The following is a 24,848-nucleotide window of genomic DNA, read 5'->3' as shown; positions in this document are numbered from 1 at the left end:
CTTAGTAGAGCTTTTTAGGCAACATCTGGCTACGAATCCGCTTGTAGTGGCGTTTTGCAGCAGCTGCTTTTTTACGCTTGCGCTCGGCTGTGGGTTTCTCGTAGAACTCACGAGCGCGAAGATCGGTCAACAGACCATTCTTCTCAATGGTGCGCTTAAAGCGGCGTAATGCCACTTCAAATGGTTCGTTTTCGCGAAGGCGGACTGTGGTCATGCTGTTTTTACTCGCTTTTACTCTTTGATTGCTTGAAAATGATCAAAATTCACTAAAACACGGATTCTAGCACGTCCCCGCCTTCAATGATAGTCCTCGGTATTGAGACCTCCTGCGACGAAACTGGCCTTGCCGTTTACGACACTCGCCCCTGGGAGGCTGGAAAATCGGCCTATGGGGGCATCTTGGGGGCCGCATTGCACTCCCAGATTGATATGCATCAGGATTACGGTGGGGTAGTCCCAGAACTAGCCTCTCGTGACCACATTCGGCGCTTAATTCCTTTATTAAACAAGACCTTAACTGAATCCGGCTGCACGGTCGATGATTTAGATGGGGTTGCCTATACCCAAGGACCTGGTCTTGCTGGTGCCTTGCTAGTAGGATCCGCCTTTGCCAATGCCTTGGCAGTAGCGATCCAAAAACCGTTAATTGGAGTGCATCATTTAGAGGGCCATTTGCTTTCTCCGCTATTGGCAAACGACTCCTCAAAAAAGCCAGATTTTCCTTTTCTTGCCCTTTTGGTATCGGGTGGGCATACGCAGCTCATGTACGTTAATCGGATTGGCAACTACCAACTTCTCGGCGAAACGGTTGATGATGCAGCCGGTGAGGCGTTTGATAAAACTGCAAAATTATTAGGGCTCGATTATCCGGGTGGTGCCGCGCTCTCGAAATTAGCAGAAACTGGAAAAAATGCTGGATTTGATTTGCCCAGACCAATGTTGCATTCTAAGGATTTGGATTTTTCATTTTCAGGGCTTAAGACCGCGGTCTTACATCAAGTCAAAAAAGCGCAAAGTAGCGACTCCTATAACGCCTCGTTTCGAGCCAATCTCGCTTACGCATTTGTCGAAGCGGTGACCGACGTTCTAAGTCATAAAGCCATGGCTGCTTTAGAGCAAATGGAATGTCGTGATTTGGTGGTTGCTGGGGGCGTTGGTGCGAATACCCAGCTTCGTAAAAAACTCACTGCCATGGCGACTTCTCGAGGGTGTCAAGTTCACTATCCACCAATCGAGTTATGCACTGACAACGGTGTGATGATTGCGTTTGCAGGAGCACTTCGACTTTTACAGGGAAGCTCAATAAGTACTAATGGAGCATTTGATATTAAGGCGCGCTGGGATCTCAGCGCTCTCACTATTACGGCAAAGTAATTCTGGCAAATGCACTGTGATTATGGATGGACTCAAAGTTTTCCGCTTCCACCATTAAAGATAGGATTCGCTCATCGCGCTTTAGGCGAGTAGCAACATCCCGCACCAGATCCTCCACAAATTTCGGGTTTTCATAGGCATGCTCAGTGACCCATTTTTCATCGGGACGTTTTAAGATTGCCCACAACTCGCTAGATGCTTCTGTTTCTGCAATGCGGACTAACTCGTCAACACCAAGATTGGCATCGGCATCGAGCTTTACCAAAATCGTGACATGCGAGCGCTGATTGTGGGCGCCATATTCCGAAATCTCTTTTGAGCAAGGGCATAAGCTCATTACCGGAACGGTGGCTTTCAAATAAAGATCAACCTCAAGAATTTGATCAAGACTTTCTTTCACTTCAGCTAAATAGGTTACCTCGTAATCCATCCAACTCTCAACCGCGGAGATTGGGGCACTTTTTTTCACAAAGTGGGTGTATTGCATTTGCATACGGCCTTGCTTAGCCTGCAACAAAGGCAGCATTTTCTTAGCCATGTCCACAATGACTGCTCCATCATAGGCGCCCTGTTGATCTTGCAGTAACTGCACAAAGCGCGACATATGGGTACCCTTTTGATCCGCAGGTAATGCCACGTCCATCTCAAAACGAGCAACCGTTGGAAATGAACCAAAACCGCTTTGAACTTGAATGGGGTGCTTGATACCACGGATTCCAACACGCTCAATCGCTAGCGACCGGGCATCGTCGCTACCTTGAACGTCGGGTAGTGCTTGGGTATTGAGAAAGCTCGTGTTGAGATCATTCATACCATCATTTTCGCTCAAAACGATCCATCGGGTTCAGTAATGCGTTTTTAAAGCGCTTTACTTACCGACTGGGACCTGATCAGAAGGGGTCTTAAGTGACAGTGGTGAAGCACCTAAATCTGGAAAACGCCCAAGAATTGAGGCCTCCATTCCAGCGGCATCAAGCCCACATTGCGCCATCAGCAAGTTGTAATCCCCGTGCTCAATGAAAGAATCGGGCAAGCCCAAAGCCAAGAGTGGTTTGGCAATTCCCAAAAGATTCATGGCTTCCATGCAAGCACTTCCTGCGCCGCCTTGAACGCAACCATCCTCAACCGTTACAAAGTAATCGTGATTTCGAGCTAAGCTTTGAATTAAATCAATATCAAGGGGCTTCACGAAACGCATATTGACGACCGTTGCATCCAACTTTTGTGCAACATCGAGCGCTGGGTACAGCAACGTCCCAAATGCAAGAATGGCTAGGCGCTTGCCAGTCGTTTGGGCTTCTCGACGAATCTCGCCACGACCGAGTGGCAAGGTACGCAACTCTTTAGACGGCAGATTGCCGATTCCAGCACCACGAGGATAGCGAACCGCTGTGGGATGATTTTGATGATAGGCGGTTGTCAACAAATCACGGCACTCTGCTTCGTCGGCCGGGGTCATGATCAACATATTGGGAATGCAGCGCAAGTATGCAATATCGTATGCCCCTGCATGAGTTGCACCATCGGCACCCACTAATCCAGCACGATCAATCGCGAACACGATCGGTAAATCCTGCAAAGCCACATCATGAATTAATTGATCATAGGCGCGCTGTAAGAAGGTGGAATAAATGGCAACAACCGGCTTCATTCCTTCACAAGCCATACCAGCCGCAAACGTAACTGAATGCTGCTCAGCAATCCCTACATCGTAGTAACGATCTGGGAAACGTTTCTCAAACTCCACCAATCCAGAACCTTCACGCATTGCTGGAGTAATACCCACTAATTTTGGATCGGCTTGCGCCATATCGCACAACCACTCACCAAATACCTGGGTGAATGTTTTTTTACCGGCGCCGCTCGCTTTAATGCCTTCCTGAGGATTAAATTTACCGGGACCGTGATACAAAATGGGATCCGCTTCAGCCAACATATAACCTTGGCCTTTGCGAGTAATGACGTGCAAGAACTGGGGGCCGTTACCTTCTTTAGCTAGCCTGCGAACGTTTTGCATCATCGGAATTAAAGTATCCAAATCATGCCCGTCAATGGGGCCAAAGTATGTGAAGCCAAACTCCTCAAAGATAGTGGATGGTGATACAAAGCCTTTAGCATGGTCTTCAAGACGCTTGGCGAACTCGCGTAATGGCGGTGCCATCGAAGACAGAACCGAATCAATTCCTTTTTTAGTTGCTGAATAAATATTACCGCTTAGCAAACGCGCCAAATAACGATTGAGCGCCCCAACTGCAGGTGAAATTGACATGTCGTTGTCATTCAAAATCACAACCAGCGGCATGTTCTCGTAGACACCGGCATTGTTCATGGCTTCAAACGCCATACCAGCACTCATGGCGCCATCGCCAATCACAGCAACTGCAACGCGATCCTCGCCCTTGGTTTGCGCAGCCCGCGCCATTCCCATCGCTGCGGAGATGCTCGTGGAGGAATGCGCTGTACCGAAAGTGTCGTACTCACTTTCAGTGCGTCTTGGAAATCCTGAGAGCCCACCAAACTGTCGCAAGGTGTGCATCTGATCGCGCCTTCCAGTCAAAATCTTATGCGGGTAGCTTTGATGACCCACATCCCACACGATTCGATCATGCGGTGTATCAAACACATAGTGAAGTGCAATGGATAGCTCAACCGTTCCTAAATTAGATGAGAGGTGGCCGCCCGTTTTGGATACGGAATCCACGATGTATTGCCTTAACTCATCAGCTAGGGCTGGTAACTCTTCACGCGTTAACTTGCGTAAATCGCTCGGGTCATTCATCGAGTGCAACATACTATTTTTTGCGATCCACAACCAAATGAGCCAGATGGCGCAAGGCGTCCGCCTGTGGCCCAAACTCATTGAGGCTGTCTAACGCTCTCCCCTTTAATTCTTTAGCTAGTTCGTTTGCATAGTCTAAACCCTTCAGGGTCACATAGGTAGGCTTGTCTTGAGCCGCATCTTTACCTGCTGTTTTCCCAAGCGTTGCGCTATCGGCAGTGGCATCCAAAATATCATCAACCACCTGGAATGCTAAGCCCAAGGCCCTCGCATAGGTATTTAGGGAAGCCATGGAGGCAGGCAGTAATTGAGCCGCAATTCCGCCAAGCTGGACGGCACATAGGAGAAGAGCGCCAGTTTTCATAGCGTGCATTTCTTCCAAAGCGGGTAAATCCATTCTCTTACCCACATTTTGTAAATCAATCGCCTGACCACCGGCCATCCCTTTTGACCCCGAGGCATGAGCTAAGGATTGAATCATCTCCAGTTGGGCAAGACGGATTAAAGAGTCGGCGTCGATTACATTAGAGAGGATCTCAAATGCACGGGTTTGTAGAGCATCCCCCACCAGCAAAGCGGTCGCTTCATCGAAGGCTTTGTGCACTGTAGGCCGTCCACGGCGCAAATCATCATCGTCCATGCATGGTAAATCATCGTGCACCAGTGAATAGGTATGAATCATCTCAATGGCACAGGCGGCACGATTGACGAGCGACGCATCCACACGATCAATCGACCCTAATTCACTCGCAGCAAATACCAATAAGGGTCGAATTCGTTTGCCGCCACCAAGAACGGCATAGCGCATTGCGGTATGCAAATGTTGAGGTACTGCGGTATCCGGATCGAGGTACTGAAGGAGCGCGCTTTCTGCTCGCTGAGATTGGGTGGCCAACCACGCCTCGAATGAAAATGAACTCATCAATGCAAGGTTAATTGACTTAACTCTCAATCACTTTGACTTGCTGCTCGACTTGAGCCAATACACCCTGACAGTGTTTAAGCAGAGCAGCGCCGCGCTGATAGGCGGCCAGGGTCTCTTCAAGGGATAGCTTGCCAGACTCCATGGCCATCACCAAGGATTCGAGCTCCTTTAAGGCAGCCTCATAGCGCATTTGAGGGTCGATGGTGGATTCGGGTGAAACCGAAGTTGTTTTCTTGCTGGCCATTTCGTCATCTTAATACTGAATTGGGTCTTAGCCATTTTCGGGGGTCTACATGACCCACCGAAGGCTTCGCATATAGAGTCCTTCCAAAATATTTGCCCATGGGTATAATCCCTCTTCCTTTCCAATATCGACATGTCGATGGTTGGATTGGTTATTCCGCTTAGCTTCGGCTGACTTTTCGGGGGTGGGGAGAATGACTAATCTGGCTACCGCGCAATTTCTTGCGCCGTCCAATTTACAACTGCCGGTTTCGGCATATTTTGACGTTGATTTATTTCAGCGTGAGCTGCAATTGCTATTTCAGCAAGGGCCTGGCTATGTGGGCCATGAACTCATGATTCCCGAGACGGGTTCGTATCGAACCCTACTTGCGGAAAACGAGGGGCGCATCCTTGTTCGCAATCATGAAGGCCCCAATGGCGTGGAACTGCTATCTAACGTCTGCCGTCATCGTCAAGCCTTGATGCTCAACGGTAGCGGTAAAGTCGATACTATTGTTTGCCCACTGCATCGCTGGACCTATGACCTCGAAGGTCAATTATTGGGTGCGCCACACTTTGGCGATAAGCCTTGTTTAAACCTAGGTAAATCGCCTTTGCAAAACTGGCAGGGTTTATTGTTCGAGGGGCCTCGGGATGTCCAAGCAGACCTTGGGCAACTTTCTGTTGGTCGCGATTTAGATTTCTCGGGCTATATGCTCGACCATGTTGAAGTGCACGAGTGCAACTACAACTGGAAAACTTTTATCGAGGTTTATCTTGAAGACTATCACGTCGTACCTTTTCATCCAGGCCTAGGTAAATTTGTTTCTTGCGATGATCTCCACTGGGAATTTGGTCATTGGCATAGCGTTCAAACCGTGGGGATCCACAAGGAACTGAGTAAGCCAGGCACGCCAACCTACCGGGCTTGGCACGACGCTGTCCTTCGGCACCATCAAGGACAGATGCCAAAACATGGCGCGATCTGGCTGACCTACTACCCCAATGTGATGGTCGAGTGGTATCCAGGTGTGCTCTGCATTTCAACGCTGCATCCGATTGCCCCCAATAAGACCCGAAATATTGTCGAGTTCTATTACCCCGAGGAAATTACTCTTTTTGAGCGCGAGTTTATTGAGGCTGAACGAGCAGCGTACATGGAAACCTGCATTGAGGATGATGAAATTGCCGAACGAATGGATGCAGGTCGTGCGGCATTGCTTGCTCGTGGCCAAAACGAAGTGGGTCCCTATCAAAGCCCCATGGAAGATGGTATGCAACACTTCCACGAATGGTATCGTCGTGAAATGAACTACTAATTGATCTTCACTCAGGAGGCCATATGAATCCCATCATTACCCCAAATCAATTGGAAGAGCTCATCAATGAAGGTAGTGATGTATTGATCTGTGATTGCCGCTTTGATCTCACCAATGCCAATACCGGCTATGAAATGTACAAAAATGCGCACATCACTGGTGCTATTTATGTGAATGTCGATAAAGATTTATCGGGTCCAAAAACGGGCAAGAATGGTCGTCACCCACTACCAAGCCCTGAGGCTTGGGCAAAAACCCGTCAGCATTTAGGGATTGCCAATCACACCCATGTGGTCGCCTACGATAGCCATGGCGGTACCTTTGCAAGCCGTTTGTGGTGGATGCTACGCTCGATTGGCCATGCTTCGGTTCAAGTACTCGATGGTGGCTTAGACGCCTGGAATGGCAGTATTGGTCACACCGGTCGCGAACCCTCTCCCTTGGCGACGATGCCAGAGGCTTATCCCTATCAGGGCGTCGTGACGATTGACGAGATGGAAGAAAACGTCAAAGCCGAAGCTCGAAAAATGGTCATTGATGCTCGCGCGCCCGATCGCTTTCGTGGTGAGAATGAGACCTTGGATCCAGTAGGCGGCCATATTCCTGGAGCAACCAATCGCTGCTTTAAAGAGAATTTAGTATCCGGTAAATTTAAATCGGCAGAGCAACTCTATAAAGAATTTGTCCTACTGATTGGTCAGCAAAAACCAGGAACGATCATTCATTCCTGTGGGTCTGGGGTCAGCGCTTGCCATAATTTGTTGGCGATGGAAGCAGCGGGTCTGAGTGGCTCACGCTTGCATGTGGGCAGTTGGAGCGAGTGGTGCTCGGACCCAAGTCGTCCAATCGAGCGATAAATTTAGCTACTACTGACAGACTTGAATTAATGATTGTGGTCGGTCAGTAAAACGACAATCCCTACTCCGATTGCAATTAATGCAATTTGACGAAGCGACTCCTGCCAATGGGGGCGCCGATGCATCTGCGGAATTAAATCACTCACCGCAATGTAAATAAAGCTACTTGATGCAATCACCAGTAAATAGGGCATGACTTGGGTGGCTCGCTCTAGAAAGTAATACGCCAGTACGCCTCCGACCACTGCCATCAAACCGCTAACCCCGTTATAAAGCAGTGCACGTGCCCGAGAAAAACCTGCATTAAGTAGCACGATGAAGTCTCCAATCTCTTGGGGGATCTCATGCGCAATAATGGCTAAAGCAGTAAAGATACCGATTTGCACATCCACCATAAAGGCGGCAGCAATCAATACGCCATCCACAAAGTTATGAATGCTATCGCCCACCAAAATCATCCAACCACTACTACCAGCCTCTTCCTTATCGTGACCGTGATGATGGTCATGCCCATCGCCTTCGTGGTGATGGCTGTGACGAAGGAGTGCGATTTTCTCGAGGAGAAAAAACCCAAGTAATCCACCCAAAAGGGTTGCAAAGAGATAGTGAGTTTGTGCTCCAGGAATCTCAAATGCTTCAGGCAAGGAATGCAAAAAGGCTGTGGCCAACAAAATACCCACAGAGAGGCTCACCATATTGTTTACGATCTTGGCCAACAGGGTTAAGGAAAGACTTGCGGCAGCGAGCACACTCGCAAGCCCTGCACCTGCGGTGACCAAAACAATCATTTGAAGTGTGCTCAAACCCACAGACAATCCGCTCGATTCAATCGGTTTTTTTAAGAAACGCCGTACTGCTTAAACCAAGCTAAGCATTTTGCCCATCCATCTTTTGCGGGACCCTCGCGATAGGTATTACGATAGTCCGCATGAAAGGCGTGTGGCGCATCCGGATAGATCTCGAACTTCGATGCTTTAGCCGCAGGATTGGAGCTTGCTTTACCGAGCGCTGCTTTCATTTGCTCCACAGTATCAAGAGGAATGCCCGTATCAGCTGAGCCATAAAGTCCCAATACCGGCGCTTTGAGCTCGGCTGCGATCTCAACGGGTTGTCTAGGGTTATTGGCGGTCTTATCACCGACTAAACGTCCGTACCAAGCCACGCCTGCTTTCACCTCTGGAAGAGTTGCGGAGAGCCACGTAATACGCCCACCCCAACAAAATCCAGTGACGCCCACTTTTTTAAGATCACCGCCATTTTTTTCTGCCCAAGCAATCGCCGCCTTCAGATCAGCCAACACTTGAGCATCGGGGGTCTTTGCAACAATATTGCTCTGAATCTCGGCAATCGTTCCAAAGGTATTGGGGTCCCCTGCACGAGTAAAGAACTCTGGAGCAATGGCCAAGTAACCCAACTTTGCAAAACGGCGAGTGGTGTCAGCAATATACTCATGCACACCAAAAATCTCACTGACGACAATGATGATTGGCAATGGGCCGCTTGCTTTGTCAGGGCGAGAAATATAAGCCGGCATATTAAAACTACCAACCGGAATATCTTGCTCACCCGCTTTAATACCAGTAAAGTCGGTTTTAATCGCTTGGGCCAGAACCGGCTCCGAGGCAGCCACAAACCCTATCCCCAAGGCTCCGGCAGTCACCGTTGCGGTTGAGGCTTTTAATGAGGTCTTCATGAAATCACGTCGACCCAAATCATTTTGCATAGGATCATTACTCATCGTCTTGTCTCCTTATTTGATTTCAACAACGCATGCGCTAATGCGCTTCTTCCCAATTATCGCCAACTCCGATACTCACGATTAGAGGTACCTTCAGTTCGGCAATCGATCCCATGAGTTGAGGTAGGGATGATTTTAGATGCTCAAGCTCGTCAGGGGGAGCTTCGAAGACAAGTTCATCATGCACTTGCAAGAGCATACGGGTCTTGAGTTGCTCTTGTTCTAACCAATTTTGCACCGCTACCATCGCCAACTTAATAAGATCCGCCGCCGTTCCTTGCATTGGCGCATTAATCGCTGCACGCTCAGCGCCCTGACGTTTTGGTCCATTGGCTTTGATATCCGGTAACCATAAACGTCGCCCAAATACGGTTTCTACATACCCATTGGAGCGAGCCTCTTCTCGAGTTCGTTCCATATACTGAGCAACCCCTGGGTAACGGTCAAAATATTTTGCAATGTACTGCTGAGCAGCAGCGCGCTCAATCTTTAAATTACCCGCCAATCCATAAGCGCTCATGCCATAGATGAGACCAAAGTTAATCACTTTGGCATAGCGCCGTTGCTCCGAGCTCACTTGCTCAAGAGGAATCGCAAAGATCTCGGCGGCAGTCGCTTGATGAATATCCTTGCCGGCTTTGAACGCAGCTAATAAGTTTTCATCCTCGGCAATGTGCGCCATGATGCGCAGTTCAATTTGGGAGTAATCGGCCGAGACCAAGCGATAGCCCGCTTGAGGGACAAAGGCCTCCCGAATCCGACGACCCTCTTCCGTACGGACTGGAATATTTTGCAAATTAGGATCGTTTGATGCTAAGCGCCCCGTGACCGCAACGGCTTGGGCGTAATTGGTATGCACGCGCCCTGTTTTGGGATTGATCATGCGCGGTAACTTCTCAATGTAGGTTGACATGAGCTTTGCCAAACTACGGTAATCCAAAATCCGCGCTGGTAAGGGAAAGTCCTCGGCCAGTTTTTGTAAGACCTCTTCATCGGTCGATGGCGCCCCTGAAGGAGTTTTCTTAACGATGGGGAGTTGCAATTGCCCAAATAAAATTTCACCAATCTGTTTGGGGGATTGGATATTAAAAGGCTGACCCGCAAGTTGATGGATTTCTTTTTCGAGGACGAGGAGTTTTTTTCCAACCTCTTGCCCCTGAATGGCTAGCTTCTCACGGTCAATCGTGATGCCATTACTTTCCATGATGCCCAGAACGCGCATGGCTGGCATTTCGATTTGTTCATACACATACCGCAAACTTGGCATGCGTTCCAATTGAGGCCATAAATGGTGATGAAGTCTCAAGGTAATGTCGGCATCTTCAGCCGCGTACTCGGTCGCAGTTTTAAGATCGACTTGATCAAAACCAATTTGATGGACTCCTTTGCCACAGACCTCTTCGTATTGAATCGTTTTGATTCCCAAATGACGCTGCGCTAGATTGTCCATGCTGTGACTGAGGTGTGACTCCAATACGTAGGATTCGAGTAAGGTATCGTGCTCAACACCTTGCACTTGAATCTGATAATTACCAAAAACGTGCATGTCGTATTTGAGGTTCTGGCCTAATTTTTTGGCTAACGGATCTTCTAGCCAAGGCTTCATTTGTGCAAGCACCCAATCACGCTCCAGTTGCTCTTCGCCCGTGCGATGGGCAACTGGAATGTAACAGGCTTTACCCTCTTCAACCGATAACGAAATCCCAACCAACTCGGCTTGTAAAGCATCAAGGCTCGTGGTCTCGGTATCAATGCAGGTTAATTTGGCGTGTTTAATCTGTTCGAGCCATTCTAAAAATGCTTCTCGCGTTGTAACGCACACGTAGTCTCGATCAATTTCGCTTTGAGACGGCAGTTGAGGCTGGGGCTTGGACTGAGACTCTTGCAAAGATGAGTCTGAATGATTCGTTGTGCCCTGCGAAGTTAGAGTGGATGGACTCTTAGCATCAAGTTCTTTCAACCATGATTTAAATGCGTAGCGCTCAAAGAGTGCTCTTAGTTGGCTTGGGTCTTCGGGCTTAGCGTGTAAATCATGCAATGAGCTAATGTGTGGCTTGAGATCGCAGTCCAGCTTTACCGTGAGTAGCTCTCTGGCTTTGGGTAGCCAATCAAGGCTTGCACGTAAGTTATCGCCAACGACCCCCTTAATCTCGGTCGCACGGCCAATGAGTTGATCCAAATCACCATACTCAGCCAACCATTTATTTGCGGTCTTGGGTCCGGCTTTATGAACTCCTGGAACGTTATCGACGCTATCACCAATAATCGCTAGGTAATCCACAATGCGCTCTGGCGGCACACCAAATTTAGCTACCACACCCTGGCGATCCAATTTCTCATTGGTCATGGTGTTCACTAAAGTCACTTTGTCGTTGACGAGCTGGGCAAGATCTTTATCACCGGTAGAAATCACCGTTGACCAGCCCATCTCTGCGGCTTGTTGGGCAAGAGTACCAATCACATCATCCGCTTCCACGCCAGAGATCATAAGAATTGGCCAGCCGAGTGCTTTGACTACCTCATGAATCGGCTCGATTTGTGCAACCAGATCCTCGGGCATGGGGGATCGATGGGCCTTGTACTCCGGGTATAAATCCTCCCGAAAGGTTTTACCCTTGGCATCAAACACGCAAGCGATATGATCGGCGCCGATTTCAGAGCGAGCACGTCGCATCATATTGACCATTCCGTAAATCGCCCCCGTAGGCTCTCCGGCGCTATTTCGTAAGTCGGGCATGGCGTGGAAGGCTCGGTAGAGGTAACTTGAGCCGTCGACCAAGAGTAATTGGTGTGCTGACATCCCTCAATCGTACAATTTAGTTGTTCGGGTTTGGAAAATCCCTGATTTTGCTGGATCGGCGTCACCCTAGGATGAATCCTACTTTCTTAGGATAATAGGCAGAATTCTCAATTCATAAATAAATGATGATGGCTCTGAAATTACCTCTGAATCCTAGCCCGCTGATGAAGCGGCATGCAGTAATTGCGTGTCTTACCCTGCTCGTATCGCATGGGGTATGTGCGCAGTCATCAGGCACACAAGCGCTAAGCAAAGAAGATCTGAATCAGATTAACAATCAGCCATTAGCGCCATCATCGAGAAATCCTGCAGGTCTTGGCGTCAAGGAAGAGCGCAAACCCAGCTTTGAATACACCGATCCTTTTGGCACCCAAATCCGGGAATACCGAGATAGCAATTTACCAACCGAAATTGAAGTGAAATCGGCCTTCGGTACCTATGAAATGTCGCCACCACAAACCGTATTTCCAGCAGGCGGGATGTCATCCGATAATTTGATCAGCGTTCCGAGTATTCGGATTCCTCTAAAGTAATTTGGCGCATGGCGGTCTACACCCCCCTGACTCTTGACGAGATTGCGCCTCGGATTGCAAACGATTTTGCAATTGGCGATGCCATTGAACTCAAAGGTATTCATGGTGGGATTGAAAACTCGAATTTCTTTCTTGATTGCAAATTATCCGAAGTCAATCACTACGTTCTAACCATCTTTGAACGTTTAAGTGCCGCACAGCTCCCCTATTACTTGGAGCTCATGCTCCATCTTGCCAATCAAGGTATTTCGGTGCCTAAACCAATGGCTAATCATGTTGGGCGCTTATGGTTTGAAATTAAAGGAAAGCCAGCGGCTATCGTTAGTAAACTCTCAGGCCAATCGGAACTCACTCCGCAGGGCGAGCATTGTGACGCAGTTGGTAGAGAACTTGCCAAGATGCATTTAGCTGGTCAATCATTTCCACGATCCCAACCTAATTTACGCAGCCTCTCCTGGTGGCAAGAGACCGTTCCTGTGATCACGCCGCACCTCAATGCTTCTCAAAAAGAATTACTCTTATCTGAGATGCAATTTCAGGAAGCGTTTTTTCAATCTGCCGTTTATCAATCCCTGCCTGAGGGCCCCTGCCATTGCGATTTATTTCGGGATAATGTTCTTTTTACTACACACAACAGTCAGCAATCCTTAGGTGGGTTTTTTGACTTCTACTTCGCAGGCAATGACAAATGGTTGTTTGATTTAGCCGTCACTGCTAATGATTGGTGTCTTGAGGAACCCTTTACGAATGGCTCAGGTGCCCTCAATCGCGAGCGTTTACATGCCTTATTAGCATCCTATATGGCAGTGCGCCCACTCACCGATGGCGAAGAAGAATCGTGGGGCGCGATGTTGCGTGCCGCAGCCTTGCGATTTTGGATCTCGCGCTTGTGGGATTTTTATTTACCCCGCAATGCACAGATGCTCACTGCGCATGACCCCAGCCATTTTGAGAGAATTCTTCGTAACCGCCGTCACACAAGTTAAGGTAAGCTAAGCGCCTATGAATCTCAATCCCGTTGCAACCAATGAGGGCTATGTATGGGTCCGCCAGGGAGTTTGGCTCTTTAAACAAAACCCGTTGGGCTTTTTAATGCTGGTCTTTATGTATGTTTTTCTGGCTCAGTTGGCCATCCTGATTCCATTGGCCGGTGTGTTTGCGGTTCTCATTTTGACCCCCGCTCTATCGGTTGGCTTTATGACCGCGTGTCGTCAAACTATTCAAAAAGAGCGGATTTTGCCAACGGTCTATCTAGCTGCATTTCGCACGAATAATCCGGAGGTTAAAAAGCGCATCCTCCAACTGGGATTGGTGTATGCCCTCATGATCTTCACCATGAGCTTGATTGCCAGCATGGTGATTGATTTTCAGGCTCTCTTACCTTTCATTACCAATGACAAACCCATCACCTCCGAGGTCATGCAACAGTTGTATTACTCGCTGATGATCGGTGGCATTTTGTATATTCCAGTAGCCATGCTCATGTGGTTTGCCCCAGTTCTGGTAGCTTGGGCTGATATGCCACCCACTAAAGCCTTGTTTGCCAGTTGGATGGCCTGTTGGACGAACAAAGGTGCTTTCTTTTACTACATCACCATCTGGAGTGTGGTGTTAATTGTGATTCCGCTCACGCTTGGAATGTTCATGGATATTATTGGTTTGAGCCGTTACGCTTCTTTTGTGGTGGCGCCCTTCTCTATGGCTGCATTAACCGTGATGTATTGCTCGTTCTTTGCGACCTGGAAGGGTTGCTTTACCGGCAATGATTACGAGCAGTTGCCAAATTAGACCGGGGTATTAGGTCTCAACCGCCACTAGCTTAGCAATCGATAGCTGCAACCACTTTGCGCCATGGCGTTTGAAGTTCACTTGCGCTTTGGCATCGACTCCCTCGCCCTCTAGTGCAGTCACACGCCCTTCACCAAACTTCGTATGGAACACCTCTTGCCCCACCCGAAAAGAATGTCCGCGCTTCTTGTTTTGCTCTAACTGCAGAGGGCTCGTGACAATCGCGTTACTGGCCTGATCGTTTCGCACCGGTACATCGCTCTCGTTACCGCCCCACCACAACTCATCGACACTGTTTGTATTCGCAGATCGTCCTTTTTGCCACGATGCGGCGCCCCAACGCGCATCTTTTGCTTTGGGAGTTAAGTGCTTGAGACTCTCGGTGGGCAGTTCATCCAAAAAGCGTGAGGGCATGTTGTAGCGCACTTGGCCATGAAGCATGCGTGATTGCGTATGCGAAAGATACAAACGCTCTTTAGCACGCGTAATCGCCACATACATAAGGCGTCGCTCTTCTTCCAACCCACGGGGTTCTGAAATACTGTTCTCATGCGGAAATAATCCTTCTTCGAGACCAGTCATAAAGACTGCGGAGAACTCTAAGCCTTTGGCCGAATGCACGGTCATTAACTGAATCGCATCCTGACCGGCCTCGGCTTGATTATCCCCAGCCTCAAGCGATGCATGGGCCAAAAATCCGGCCAGCGGAGAAATGTCTTCCACCCCAGCTTGCTCAGGGCTGGGTGGCGTAGCAGCTTGAACGTCTTGACCATAACCCTCTTCGGCCACAAACGCGGTCGCAGCATTAATCAGTTCCTGTAAGTTCTCAACACGATCTTGCCCCTCACGCTCCGTCAAGTAATGCTGAATCAAGCCACTATGCTGAATCACGTACTCCACTGTCTCCGGCAAGGTATTGTGTTTGGTCGCGTCGCGCAGATGTTCAATGAGGCGCACAAACCCTGTGATGCTATTGCCGGCTTTCCCTTCGATGAACGAGGCTGCTGCATAGAATGAGCATTGATGCTGTTTGGCAGCGTCTTGTAAGGCTTCGATCGAACGCGCCCCAATCCCGCGCGCTGGAAAGTTCACAACCCGTGCAAACGAGGTATCGTCATTTGGATTCTCGAGTAAGCGCATGTACGCTAATGCATGCTTAATCTCGGAACGTTCAAAAAAGCGCAAGCCCCCATAAACACGATACGGAATATTGGCTGAGAACAGTCCGTGCTCAATAATGCGCGACTGGGCGTTGCTGCGGTAGAGCACCGCGATCTCACTGCGACTCATACCGCTACGAATCAACGCCTTGATCTCATCAATCAACCAAGCGCACTCTATGCCATCGCTGGCGGCCTCATAAATACGCACTGGCTCACCGACCCCGGCCTCAGTTCGCAGGTTCTTGCCCAAGCGATCTTGATTATGCGCAATCAAATGATTTGCGGCATCGAGAATATGTCCATGTGAGCGGTAGTTTTGCTCCAGTTTGACAGTGACGGGTTTAAACTGCTTCTCATAGAGCCGCATGTTCTCAACATCCGCACCCCGAAATGCATAGATACTCTGATCATCGTCACCAACGGCAAACACCGAGCTGCTGGTTATCTGACCATTGCCGGCCAGGAGTTTGAGCCAAGCATATTGCAAGGCATTGGTATCTTGAAACTCATCAATCAGGATATGTTTAAAGCGCTCCTGATAATGCGTGCGGATTAGCTCGTGATGTTTGAGCAACTCATAACTGCGCAACAAGAGCTCCGAAAAGTCGCACACTCCTTCGCGCTGACATTGGGCATCGTATGCCTCATACAACTGAATCATGCGGGCCTCAAAATCATCACCCGGATCGAGATCTTTGGCACGCTTACCCCGCTCTTTGGCATTGGCAATGAAATACTGCAATTGCCGCGGTGGGAATTTCTCATCATCAACATTAAGACTCTTTAGAAGGCGCTTAATCGCCGAGAGTTGATCTTGGGTATCCAAGATTTGAAAGGTCGATGGCAAACCTGCGTCGCGATGATGCGCGCGTAGCAATCGATTACACAGACCATGAAAGGTTCCCACCCACATGCCCCGGGTATTGATTGGCAGCATGGCACCCAGGCGGGTCAACATTTCTTTGGCTGCTTTATTGGTAAAGGTGACCGCCAAAACCCCAATCGGAGAAATTTGCCCGGTTTGAATAAGCCACGCAATACGGGTAGTTAAAACGCGGGTTTTGCCGCTACCCGCACCCGCCAAAATCAGTGCTGATTGAGGGCGTCCATCGGGGTGAGTTGGAGGTAAGGTTACCGCCTCCCGTTGTTCGGGATTAAGGTTCTCAAGTAAATCAGCGTACATCGTCCCAATTATAATTTGATGCTTATGCCTGACACCGCCAACTCCCCCGAAAAACCCTCGCCAGATCAAAATCCTGACTTAGCCAAACTAGCCAAGTCGTATGAGCCGGCTCCCATTGAAGCGTTCTGGGGACCCGAGTGGGAAACACGCGGCATTGCCACTGCTAAGGTGGATGATGGTAAGGATAATTTTTGCATTCAGTTACCACCACCGAATGTCACGGGCACCTTGCATATGGGTCACGCCTTTAATCAAACCATCATGGATGGCTTGGTGCGCTATGCACGCATGTCCGGCAAAAATACCCTCTGGGTTCCAGGCACCGACCACGCCGGAATTGCCACCCAAATTGTGGTGGAACGCCAACTCGATGCCCAAAAAATTTCTCGTCATGATCTTGGACGCGAAGCCTTCCTCAAAAAAGTCTGGGAATGGAAAGAAGAATCCGGTTCCACGATTACGCGCCAGATTCGGCGTCTAGGGGCATCGATTGATTGGTCACGTGAGTATTTCACGATGGATCCGAAGATGTCCGAGGCGGTGGTGGAGGTCTTTGTTACTCTCTTTGAACAAGGTCTAATCTATCGCGGCAAGCGTCTCGTGAACTGGGATCCGGTCTTAGGTACTGCGGTTTCGGATTTAGAAGTGGTCAGTACCGAGGAACAAGGTAGCCTTTGGCACATTCGCTATCCACTCTCCGATGGGAGTGGCCACCTAGTAGTCGCGACCACGCGCCCTGAGACCCTCTTAGGTGACGTAGCAGTGATGGTGCATCCGGACGATGAGCGCTACCGCCACCTGATTGGTAAAACTGTTGAGCTTCCTCTTTGCCAACGCAGTCTCCCAATTATTGCGGATACCTATGTGGATATGAGTTTTGGGACTGGGGTAGTTAAAGTCACTCCCGCCCATGACTTTAATGACTATGCTGTAGGTCAGCGTCATCAGTTACCACTCATTAATGTCTTAACGCTCGATGCGAAGATTAACGAGCATGCTCCGAAGGTCTATCAGGGGCTTGATCGCTTTGCCGCTCGTAAGCAAATTGTGGCTGATCTCGAAGCAGCCAATCTACTTGAAAAAGTCAACCCGCACACCTTAATGGTCCCACGGGGTGATCGAACTCAAACTGTGATTGAGCCCATGCTCACCGATCAGTGGTTTGTGGCGATGTCTAAAGCGAGTCCTGATAATCGTTACCAACCAGGTCAATCGATTGCAGGAGCTGCCTTGAATGCGGTTACCTCGGGCGACATTCAACTGGTTCCTGAGAACTGGATCTCAACCTACACCCAGTGGCTCGAGAACATTCAAGACTGGTGTATCTCGCGGCAATTGTGGTGGGGCCATCAAATCCCCGCATGGTATGGAAATAATGGCGAGATCTTTGTGGCGCGCAATGCCGATGAAGCCAAGGCCAAAGCCAAGGCTGCCGGTTATAGCGGTGAACTGAAGCGTGATGAGGATGTACTTGATACCTGGTTTAGCTCTGCCTTGGTGCCATTTAGTTCACTGGGGTGGTCCAAACAAACCAAAGAGCTTGATCACTTTTTACCCTCCTCGGTCTTGGTCACCGGCTTTGACATTATTTTCTTTTGGGTCGCGCGCATGGTGATGATGACCTGCCACTTTACTGGGAAGGTGCCATTTAAAACTGTGTATGTGCATGGCTTAGTGCGCGATGCCGAAGGCCAGAAAATGAGCAAGTCCAAAGGCAATACTTTGGATCCGATTGATTTGATTGATGGCATTGCGCTCGATGACTTGGTTCAAAAACGCACGTCTGGGTTAATGAACCCCAAGCAAGCCGAGAGTATTACCAAAAAAACCAAGAAAGAGTTTTCAGAAGGTATTCCGGCCTTTGGCACCGATGCATTGCGCTTTACTTTTGCCTCGCTTGCTTCATTGGGACGCAATATTAACTTTGATCAAAAACGTTGCGAGGGTTACCGTAACTTTTGCAACAAATTATGGAATGCCACGCGCTTTGTCCTGATGAGCTGCCCCGGTGATGAAAAAGACAATGGCTTTGCACCGTGCGATAACCAATGCGGTCCTGAAGGGTATCTGGATTTCTCGCCAGCGGATCGCTGGATCGTCTCACAACTGCAGCGCACCGAGGCCGATGTTACTAAGGGCTTTGCTGACTACCGCTTTGACAATATTGCACTCGCCATTTACCAATTTGTGTGGGATGAGTACTGCGATTGGTATTTAGAGCTCGCTAAGGTTCAGTTGCAACAGGGCACTCCTGCTCAGCAACGGGCAACCCGCAGAACACTCTTGCGTGTTCTCGAGACCATTTTGCGCCTAGCTCACCCCATCATTCCTTTTATCACTGAGGAATTATGGCAAACCATTGGTCCCAAGAGTGGTAAGGTGCTTGCCAATCAACCATCGCAATCGATTGCACTTCAACCCTATCCCGTATCGAAAAGTGACAAGATTGATCCAACCAGCGAGGCATGGATAGGTGAGGTTAAAAGCATTATTGATGCGTGCCGCAACCTACGCGGAGAAATGCAAATCTCGCCTGCTCAGAAGGTACCTTTATGGATTTATGGCGATAAAGAGTTTTTAACCAAAGCGGCTCCTTATTTAAGCGCACTAGCAAAGCTCTCCGAAGTGAAAATCGTGACCGATGAATCCACTTTGGAAAAAGATGCGCCTGGGGCGCCGATTGCTCTCGTGGGTCGCAATAAGTTATTGCTGAAGATTGAGGTTGATCCCAAAGCAGAGCAAGCGCGGCTTACCAAAGAAATTACGCGTCTTGCCAACGAGATCGCCAAATGCCAGAGCAAATTAAGTAATGAATCCTTTGTGGCTCGTGCTCCTGCCGCAGTTCTCGAGCAGGAGAAAAAACGGTTAGCGGATTTTGAAGTAAGTCATGCGAAGCTAAGTGAACAGCTTAATAAACTGAGCTAGTAGGCTTAGTCAATCAAGCGAAAGCTAAATTTGGGATTGGTTTAGGCAACTTCGCCGGGTCTTGCTTAAATCGTTGCGCAACATCCCATAGATCAACGGCAGATTGCATCTGCAACCAACTCTCCGGGGATCCGCCAATTGCCTTTGAGATGCGCATGGCCATTTCCGCACTTACGGCACGTTTTTCAAGCAAAATTTCAGACACCGTCAATCGGCTGACTCCTAAATATTCCGCTAGGGCTGCCTGACTGATTCCGAGTGAAGGCAAAATATCCTCACGTAGAACTGCGCCGGGATGCGTTGGCCTTCGGGAAGGATTACGCATACTATTTTTAATATTCTTCATTAGTGATAGTCCTCCAAATTAACATTAACTACATCGGAGTCCTTAAACTCAAAACTGATTCTCCAGTTACCAGATACCGAGACCGCATAGACCCCTTTTCGCCTTCCCTTTAACTCATGAAATCGATATCCTGGCAAATTCATATCATTAGGGCTCATCGACGAATCTAGTCGATCAAGAATCCGCTCTATCCGAGATGCAAACTGCACGGGAATTCCTTTATAACTGCCTTTTGTAAAAAATAATTGCAAACCACGATGTTTAAATTGGATAATCATTTATTAATTGTAATGCAAGTTATTACATTGTAATGGCATTAATTACAATATGTCAAATGTAATTAATTCACTATTTATGCTTTGCTTATTACTTACTAAAAACCCCAGGAATTACTTCTAATAAGGGCATAATTACAATTATGTTAACCAAACCGATTACCAAAGCAGTCTTTCCTGTTGCCGGCCTGGGGACTCGCTTTTTACCAGCCACTAAGGCATCCCCCAAAGAAATGCTCAATGTGGTGGATAAGCCATTAATTCAGTATGCGGTTGAGGAAGCCATTGCTGCTGGTATTACGGAAATGATTTTTGTAACTGGTCGCAGTAAGCGCGCCATCGAAGATCATTTTGATAAGGCCTATGAACTTGAGGCAGAACTAGAGGCGAAGAATAAGCAAAGTCTTCTAGAGATTGTGCGCAACATCAAACCCAGCCATGTGGATTGCGTCTATGTCCGCCAAGCCGAGCCATTGGGTCTTGGGCATGCGGTTTTGTGTGCCGAGAAATTGGTGCGTGATGAGCCTTTTGCCATTATCTTGGCCGATGATTTGTTGGATGGCAAAACTCCCGTACTCAAACAAATGGTTGATCTACATGCCAAACACAATGCTTCAGTCTTAGCTGTTGAGAAAATTCTGCCGGAGCAAACGAAGTCCTATGGAGTCGTAGCAGCCAAAACCCAAGGTACAGGAATTCACTCCGTTACTGGAATTATTGAAAAGCCTGCAGCTAAGGATGCCCCATCAAATCTTGGGGTGGTGGGTCGTTATATCCTTTCGTCCTCGATCTTTGGCCACATTCGTAATCTTAAGCCTGGTTCAGGCGGGGAATATCAACTCACCGATGCCATACAAACTCTCCTACAGGATGAGTCAGTACTTGCCTATGAGTACGAGGGTGTGCGCTATGACTGCGGTAGTAAATTGGGCTACCTTAAGGCAACGATTGAATTTGCACTCAAGCATCCTGAGCTCAAAGACGACTTTGAGATCTATCTCAAAAATCGGTCATAAAAGTTACGCATACTGAATTTCCACCGGATTAGGGCTTGAGCCTGTTTTGCTTCCCAAAATCTGATGCAAGTTACGTAGGCAATTGTCATCCGGGTAAAGACGCACGTCTTCTGGAAACTGAACTAAACAAGCCCCACCTTTGGCCATCACAGCAGCAGTTAATGGCAGTCCTTTTGGTGGATTTTGTGGGGCGTTCCCCATTGGGGCTTTGACTAAAAACGGATTGATCTGGGCTTTCAGAACTTTCAGATCAATGCCGGTATCTAAATTGAGATGAACGTTTCTCGCAAAACGCAAACGTGCGCCCACAATATCCATCACGCTCTCGGCAACAATTCGCAAGCCCCCTGAGAACTTATCGGGGCTTACGTTCACCTTGGCAATTAGTAGCTCGTCTTCTTTGAGCCAAGAGCGATTGGGTTCATACACTTCGCTATAGAGCGTGAGTTCAACCGCTGTAGTACCATCATCAATCGTGGCGATCATCATGCGCCCACGTTGCCCCATGAGCATCCGTGACGAGGTAATGATGCCAGCGACTAATTGATCCTTACCCTCGATGAGCTTGATGAGTGGTTGACGAATAAAGTGCGTCACTTCAGGCCGGTAGGCATCAAACAAATGTCCGGTTAAACATAGACCCAATGCCGCTTTCTCATCTTGCAAACGTTTCTTTTCCGAAAAAGGCAGTTCCTTCACGTACTCGGGTGCATGCGCTTGCGCCACATCCTCAGCATCAAAGAGGCTTACCTGATGCACCGAGGCTTCGGCTTGCTCGGCGGCTTCAATCGCACGTGAGAGCGATGCAAGAAGAGTAGAGCGAGCATCATAGTTATTCATTAGGCCTTTAGCGGCATCGGTCGTAATCGAATCAAACGCCCCCGCCCGAATCAAGGCTTCGATGGCACGGCGATTGACTTGGCGGCGATCGACCCGGGCACAGAAATCAAACAGATCTTTAAATGATCCATTCTTGCGAGCCTCCACAATGATTTGGATTGCACCCTCACCAGTCCCTCGCACCGCTCCCAAGCCATAACGAATCGTACGAATCCCCACGCTTTGGTCTTGATCATTAGGATCTGCAATCGGTGTGAACTCGTACATGCCGGTATTAATATCCGGCGGCAGGATCTTCAAACCATTGTGCAGACTATCGTCATACAAAATCTTCACCTTATCGGTGTCGTCCATTGAGAGCGATAAGTTGGCCGCCATAAATTCAGCGGGGTAGTAGGCCTTGAGCCAGGCGGTTTGATAAGCTAATAGCGCATAGGCAGCCGCATGGGACTTATTAAACCCATAGCCCGCAAAACGCTCCATGAGGTCATAGATTTCATCAGCCTTGTGCTCGGTGAGTCCATTTTTTTGCGCTCCCTCGCGAAAGATCTGTCGATGCTGCGCCATTTCTTCAGGCTTCTTTTTACCCATCGCGCGTCGCAATAGGTCGGCTCCCCCTAAGGAGTAGCCGCCAATCATCTGCGCCATTTGCATCACCTGCTCTTGGTAGACCATAATGCCGTAGGTCTCGCGCAATACCGGCTCAATGCGAGGATCGGGGTATTCAACCTTCTGTTGCCCGTGTTTGCGTTTAATGTAATCAGGGATGAGATCCATGGGACCCGGTCGATACAGCGCCACCAACGCAATAATGTCCTCAAAGCGATCAGGTTTGGCATCGCGTAGCATGCCTTGCATGCCCCGACTTTCCAGCTGGAACACGGCAACCGTATTACCGCGCTTTAAGAGCTCAAAGGCTTTTGGGTCATCGAGCGGAATATCACTGATGCTCCAATCTTTGTGTTCCGTATGTAGTTTTTGAATCCAACGCTCGGCCCCCGCCAAAATAGTGAGCGTCGTGAGCCCCAAAAAGTCAAATTTTACCAAACCAATTGATTCCACATCATCTTTATCGAATTGGCTAATCACACCCGCATTCGCATCGCCCCCATCTTGGGTATAGAGCGGGCAAAAATCGGTGAGTTTGCCAGGCGCAATTAACACCCCTCCGGCATGCATGCCCACGTTACGGGTCATGCCCTCGAGCTGCTGCGCAAGCGCCAAGAGTTGGCGCACTTCCTCTTCATTTTTTTCCCGCTCGGCGAGTTGCTTTTCTTCTTTCTTCGCCGATTCAATCGTGACCACTTGGCCTGGCTTAAACGGTACGAGCTTAGCAATGCCATCGACAAAGCCATAGGGCTGCTCAAGCACCCTTCCCACATCCCGAATCGCTGCCTTCGCTGCCATCGTGCCAAAGGTAGCAATTTGACTCACCGCATCTTTGCCGTATTTTTCTTTCACATAGGCAATCACGCGATCGCGTCCATGCTGACAAAAGTCGATATCAAAGTCAGGCATCGAGACGCGCTCGGGATTTAAAAAACGCTCAAAGAGTAAGTTGTAGCGTAAGGGATCCAGATCGGTAATCCCTAATGAGAAGGCGACTAAGGATCCGGCGCCCGACCCTCTGCCTGGTCCAACAGGCACGCCATTATTTTTGGCCCAGTTAATGAAGTCTGCGACGATCAAGAAGTAGCCTGGGAACCCCATTTGCGCAATCGTATTGACTTCAAAGCGCAAGCGCTCGCGATAGCGGGGCTCAAGGGCAGCTCGCTCTTCTTCCTTGGGATAGAGTCTGCGTAGATTTTTATCAAGCCCTAGTTCCGCCTGCTGCATCAAATATTGATCAAGAGGCATGCCATCGGGCGTTGGAAATTCTGGCAGGCGCGCTTGACCCAAGGTCAGGTTGAGATTGCACATCTTGGCAATTTCTGCCGTATTGGCAAGTGCTACAGGGAGATCCGCAAAACGCTCGTGCATTTGCGCTTGCGTGAGAAAATATTGCTCTTCGGTAAAGCGTTTGGGGCGACGTGGGTCGCCCAATAACTCACCTTCGGCAATGCACACGCGCGCTTCATGCGCAGTGTAATCTTCGGGCTTCATAAACTGAATCGGATGAGTTGCGACTACCGGAATTTTTAGATCACTCGCGAGTTGGCAAGCAAGCTGAATATGCGCCTCTTCTTGAGCATGACCAAAACGCTGGAGCTCCACAAAATAGCGGCCACCAAAGAGCGTTTGCCAGTGAGTGGCTGTCTCGCGCGCCCTTACCTCATCCCCATTAAGGAGCGCAACTCCCACATCCCCCTGATGCGCGCCTGAGAGCGCAATTAAGCCCTCAGCCAATGTTTTTTTCTTCGCTCCTTTGTCGTTTGCGGGGAGCGACTCACTGAACCACTGCGGATGAATCTCCGCTCTTCCATGGCGCTGATTATGGAGTGATGCTTTACTTAGGAGTTCACACAGATTGAGGTAACCGATATGGTTTTGCACCAAGAGCAACATGCGATAGGGTTGATCGGGCTCTTGGGTGTTGGTCACCCACACATCAGCGCCAGCAATTGGTTTGACCCCTGCGGAGCGGGCTGCCGAGTAAAACTTGATGAGGCCAAACAAATTACCCAGATCCGTGAGTGCCAGCGCACCCATCATGTCAGAGGATGCAGCCTCAACCGCATCATCGATGCGCACCACCCCATCGGTAATCGAGTACTCCGAATGCAAACGCAGATGGATAAATTGAGGGGGCGCCATATGAGATG

At 49.0% G+C, this 24,848-nt stretch carries 20 protein-coding genes; 8 read left to right on the top strand and 12 right to left on the bottom strand.

Going from position 1 to position 24,848, the window contains the following annotated elements; genetic code table 11:
• Window position 1: 1 nt before the first annotated feature.
• Window positions 2-214: a 30S ribosomal protein S21 gene (gene rpsU / locus ICV32_RS02065; protein WP_011903537.1), complete on the bottom strand. Its 213-nt coding sequence runs from the start codon at window positions 212-214 to the stop codon at window positions 2-4.
• A gap of 86 nt (window positions 215-300) precedes the next feature.
• Between rpsU and tsaD the strand changes: the two genes are divergently transcribed.
• Window positions 301-1,374, top strand: a complete 1,074-nt coding sequence (gene tsaD / locus ICV32_RS02060; RefSeq protein ID WP_215371517.1) for a tRNA (adenosine(37)-N6)-threonylcarbamoyltransferase complex transferase subunit TsaD — start codon at window positions 301-303, stop codon at window positions 1,372-1,374.
• Here tsaD and folE2 read toward each other — a convergent pair.
• The 4 genes from folE2 to xseB are packed head-to-tail and all read right to left on the bottom strand — an operon-like array spanning window position 1,361 to window position 5,322.
• Window positions 1,361-2,185 (bottom strand): GTP cyclohydrolase FolE2, encoded by an 825-nt coding sequence (gene folE2, locus ICV32_RS02055; protein ID WP_215371516.1) that lies wholly within the window; start codon window positions 2,183-2,185, stop codon window positions 1,361-1,363. The two genes, tsaD and folE2, sit on opposite strands and share 14 nt — an antisense overlap.
• Window positions 2,186-2,242: 57 nt before the next feature.
• Entirely contained in the window at window positions 2,243-4,153 is a 1,911-nt protein-coding gene (gene dxs / locus ICV32_RS02050; protein ID WP_371817066.1) for a 1-deoxy-D-xylulose-5-phosphate synthase, read from the bottom strand.
• Window positions 4,154-4,166: 13 nt separating this feature from the next.
• Entirely contained in the window at window positions 4,167-5,075 is a 909-nt protein-coding gene (locus tag ICV32_RS02045) for a polyprenyl synthetase family protein (protein WP_215371512.1), read from the bottom strand.
• A 19-nt stretch (window positions 5,076-5,094) separates the two neighbouring features.
• Window positions 5,095-5,322: an exodeoxyribonuclease VII small subunit gene (gene xseB / locus ICV32_RS02040; protein WP_215371510.1), complete on the bottom strand. Its 228-nt coding sequence runs from the start codon at window positions 5,320-5,322 to the stop codon at window positions 5,095-5,097.
• A 193-nt stretch (window positions 5,323-5,515) separates the two neighbouring features.
• Here xseB and ICV32_RS02035 point away from each other — a divergent pair, with 193 nt between their 5' ends.
• Together ICV32_RS02035 and ICV32_RS02030 are read left to right on the top strand one after the other, a co-directional pair.
• Entirely contained in the window at window positions 5,516-6,622 is a 1,107-nt protein-coding gene (locus ICV32_RS02035) for an SRPBCC family protein (RefSeq protein ID WP_215371509.1), read from the top strand.
• Window positions 6,623-6,645: 23 nt separating this feature from the next.
• A complete protein-coding gene (locus tag ICV32_RS02030; protein ID WP_215371507.1) occupies window positions 6,646-7,479 on the top strand; it encodes a sulfurtransferase in 834 nt (277 codons plus the stop codon).
• A 26-nt stretch (window positions 7,480-7,505) separates the two neighbouring features.
• Here the strand turns inward: ICV32_RS02030 and ICV32_RS02025 are convergent, their stop codons facing one another.
• Genes ICV32_RS02025 through polA form a run of 3 tightly spaced genes read right to left on the bottom strand, consistent with a single transcriptional unit; the run spans window position 7,506 to window position 12,017 of the window.
• The gene (locus tag ICV32_RS02025; protein ID WP_215372493.1) at window positions 7,506-8,267 is read right to left on the bottom strand and encodes a ZIP family metal transporter; all 762 of its coding nucleotides are present in this window, start codon (window positions 8,265-8,267) and stop codon (window positions 7,506-7,508) included.
• 50 nt (window positions 8,268-8,317) lie between these two features.
• Complete coding sequence (locus tag ICV32_RS02020) at window positions 8,318-9,217, bottom strand: dienelactone hydrolase family protein (protein WP_371817065.1); 900 nt, start codon at window positions 9,215-9,217, stop codon at window positions 8,318-8,320.
• Between the two features lie 37 nt (window positions 9,218-9,254).
• Window positions 9,255-12,017, bottom strand: a complete 2,763-nt coding sequence (polA, locus tag ICV32_RS02015) for a DNA polymerase I (RefSeq protein WP_215371505.1) — start codon at window positions 12,015-12,017, stop codon at window positions 9,255-9,257.
• Window positions 12,018-12,139: 122 nt separating this feature from the next.
• Between polA and ICV32_RS02010 the strand changes: the two genes are divergently transcribed.
• The 3 genes from ICV32_RS02010 to ICV32_RS02000 are packed head-to-tail and all read left to right on the top strand — an operon-like array spanning window position 12,140 to window position 14,338.
• Window positions 12,140-12,550: a hypothetical protein gene (locus tag ICV32_RS02010; RefSeq protein ID WP_215371504.1), complete on the top strand. Its 411-nt coding sequence runs from the start codon at window positions 12,140-12,142 to the stop codon at window positions 12,548-12,550.
• An 8-nt stretch (window positions 12,551-12,558) separates the two neighbouring features.
• The gene (locus ICV32_RS02005; RefSeq protein WP_215371502.1) at window positions 12,559-13,536 is read left to right on the top strand and encodes a homoserine kinase; all 978 of its coding nucleotides are present in this window, start codon (window positions 12,559-12,561) and stop codon (window positions 13,534-13,536) included.
• A 16-nt stretch (window positions 13,537-13,552) separates the two neighbouring features.
• Window positions 13,553-14,338, top strand: a complete 786-nt coding sequence (locus tag ICV32_RS02000; protein WP_215371501.1) for a BPSS1780 family membrane protein — start codon at window positions 13,553-13,555, stop codon at window positions 14,336-14,338.
• Between the two features lie 9 nt (window positions 14,339-14,347).
• Here ICV32_RS02000 and ICV32_RS01995 read toward each other — a convergent pair whose 3' ends face one another.
• Window positions 14,348-16,684 carry a UvrD-helicase domain-containing protein gene (locus ICV32_RS01995; protein WP_215371499.1) on the bottom strand — a complete coding sequence of 779 codons (2,337 nt, stop codon included), beginning with the start codon at window positions 16,682-16,684 and terminating at the stop codon, window positions 14,348-14,350.
• A gap of 24 nt (window positions 16,685-16,708) precedes the next feature.
• On the opposite strand from ICV32_RS01995, the gene ICV32_RS01990 reads away from it, so the two are divergent.
• Window positions 16,709-19,609 carry a valine--tRNA ligase gene (locus ICV32_RS01990; RefSeq protein WP_215371497.1) on the top strand — a complete coding sequence of 967 codons (2,901 nt, stop codon included), beginning with the start codon at window positions 16,709-16,711 and terminating at the stop codon, window positions 19,607-19,609.
• A 13-nt stretch (window positions 19,610-19,622) separates the two neighbouring features.
• Here the strand turns inward: ICV32_RS01990 and ICV32_RS01985 are convergent, their stop codons facing one another.
• The gene (locus tag ICV32_RS01985) at window positions 19,623-19,934 is read right to left on the bottom strand and encodes a HigA family addiction module antitoxin (RefSeq protein ID WP_215371496.1); all 312 of its coding nucleotides are present in this window, start codon (window positions 19,932-19,934) and stop codon (window positions 19,623-19,625) included.
• Window positions 19,935-19,954: 20 nt separating this feature from the next.
• Complete coding sequence (locus ICV32_RS01980; RefSeq protein WP_215371493.1) at window positions 19,955-20,233, bottom strand: type II toxin-antitoxin system RelE/ParE family toxin; 279 nt, start codon at window positions 20,231-20,233, stop codon at window positions 19,955-19,957.
• A 140-nt stretch (window positions 20,234-20,373) separates the two neighbouring features.
• On the opposite strand from ICV32_RS01980, the gene galU reads away from it, so the two are divergent.
• A complete protein-coding gene (galU, locus tag ICV32_RS01975; protein ID WP_215371492.1) occupies window positions 20,374-21,246 on the top strand; it encodes a UTP--glucose-1-phosphate uridylyltransferase GalU in 873 nt (290 codons plus the stop codon).
• Window positions 21,247-21,249: 3 nt separating this feature from the next.
• Here the strand turns inward: galU and dnaE are convergent, their stop codons facing one another.
• Window positions 21,250-24,840, bottom strand: a complete 3,591-nt coding sequence (dnaE, locus tag ICV32_RS01970) for a DNA polymerase III subunit alpha (RefSeq protein ID WP_215371490.1) — start codon at window positions 24,838-24,840, stop codon at window positions 21,250-21,252.
• Window positions 24,841-24,848 lie beyond the last annotated feature (8 nt).

The organism is Polynucleobacter sp. MWH-UH24A (genome assembly GCF_018687475.1).
Lineage (GTDB): Bacteria > Pseudomonadota > Gammaproteobacteria > Burkholderiales > Burkholderiaceae > Polynucleobacter.
Note: the sequence above shows the minus strand (reverse complement) of the source record. Positions and strands in the feature narration are given on the sequence as shown.

What these genes read in the sequence shown, in the direction of transcription:
- rpsU (WP_011903537.1), bottom strand. Translation starts at nt 214, where the DNA reads ATGACCACAGTCCGCCTTCGCGAAAACGAACCATTTGAAGTGGCATTA.
- tsaD (WP_215371517.1), top strand. Translation starts at nt 301, where the DNA reads ATGATAGTCCTCGGTATTGAGACCTCCTGCGACGAAACTGGCCTTGCC.
- folE2 (WP_215371516.1), bottom strand. Translation starts at nt 2,185, where the DNA reads ATGAATGATCTCAACACGAGCTTTCTCAATACCCAAGCACTACCCGAC.
- dxs (WP_371817066.1), bottom strand. Translation starts at nt 4,153, where the DNA reads ATGAATGACCCGAGCGATTTACGCAAGTTAACGCGTGAAGAGTTACCA.
- ICV32_RS02045 (WP_215371512.1), bottom strand. Translation starts at nt 5,075, where the DNA reads ATGAGTTCATTTTCATTCGAGGCGTGGTTGGCCACCCAATCTCAGCGA.
- xseB (WP_215371510.1), bottom strand. Translation starts at nt 5,322, where the DNA reads ATGGCCAGCAAGAAAACAACTTCGGTTTCACCCGAATCCACCATCGAC.
- ICV32_RS02035 (WP_215371509.1), top strand. Translation starts at nt 5,516, where the DNA reads ATGACTAATCTGGCTACCGCGCAATTTCTTGCGCCGTCCAATTTACAA.
- ICV32_RS02030 (WP_215371507.1), top strand. Translation starts at nt 6,646, where the DNA reads ATGAATCCCATCATTACCCCAAATCAATTGGAAGAGCTCATCAATGAA.
- ICV32_RS02025 (WP_215372493.1), bottom strand. Translation starts at nt 8,267, where the DNA reads ATGATTGTTTTGGTCACCGCAGGTGCAGGGCTTGCGAGTGTGCTCGCT.
- ICV32_RS02020 (WP_371817065.1), bottom strand. Translation starts at nt 9,217, where the DNA reads ATGAGTAATGATCCTATGCAAAATGATTTGGGTCGACGTGATTTCATG.
- polA (WP_215371505.1), bottom strand. Translation starts at nt 12,017, where the DNA reads ATGTCAGCACACCAATTACTCTTGGTCGACGGCTCAAGTTACCTCTAC.
- ICV32_RS02010 (WP_215371504.1), top strand. Translation starts at nt 12,140, where the DNA reads ATGATGATGGCTCTGAAATTACCTCTGAATCCTAGCCCGCTGATGAAG.
- ICV32_RS02005 (WP_215371502.1), top strand. Translation starts at nt 12,559, where the DNA reads ATGGCGGTCTACACCCCCCTGACTCTTGACGAGATTGCGCCTCGGATT.
- ICV32_RS02000 (WP_215371501.1), top strand. Translation starts at nt 13,553, where the DNA reads ATGAATCTCAATCCCGTTGCAACCAATGAGGGCTATGTATGGGTCCGC.
- ICV32_RS01995 (WP_215371499.1), bottom strand. Translation starts at nt 16,684, where the DNA reads ATGTACGCTGATTTACTTGAGAACCTTAATCCCGAACAACGGGAGGCG.
- ICV32_RS01990 (WP_215371497.1), top strand. Translation starts at nt 16,709, where the DNA reads ATGCCTGACACCGCCAACTCCCCCGAAAAACCCTCGCCAGATCAAAAT.
- ICV32_RS01985 (WP_215371496.1), bottom strand. Translation starts at nt 19,934, where the DNA reads ATGCGTAATCCTTCCCGAAGGCCAACGCATCCCGGCGCAGTTCTACGT.
- ICV32_RS01980 (WP_215371493.1), bottom strand. Translation starts at nt 20,233, where the DNA reads ATGATTATCCAATTTAAACATCGTGGTTTGCAATTATTTTTTACAAAA.
- galU (WP_215371492.1), top strand. Translation starts at nt 20,374, where the DNA reads ATGTTAACCAAACCGATTACCAAAGCAGTCTTTCCTGTTGCCGGCCTG.
- dnaE (WP_215371490.1), bottom strand. Translation starts at nt 24,840, where the DNA reads ATGGCGCCCCCTCAATTTATCCATCTGCGTTTGCATTCGGAGTACTCG.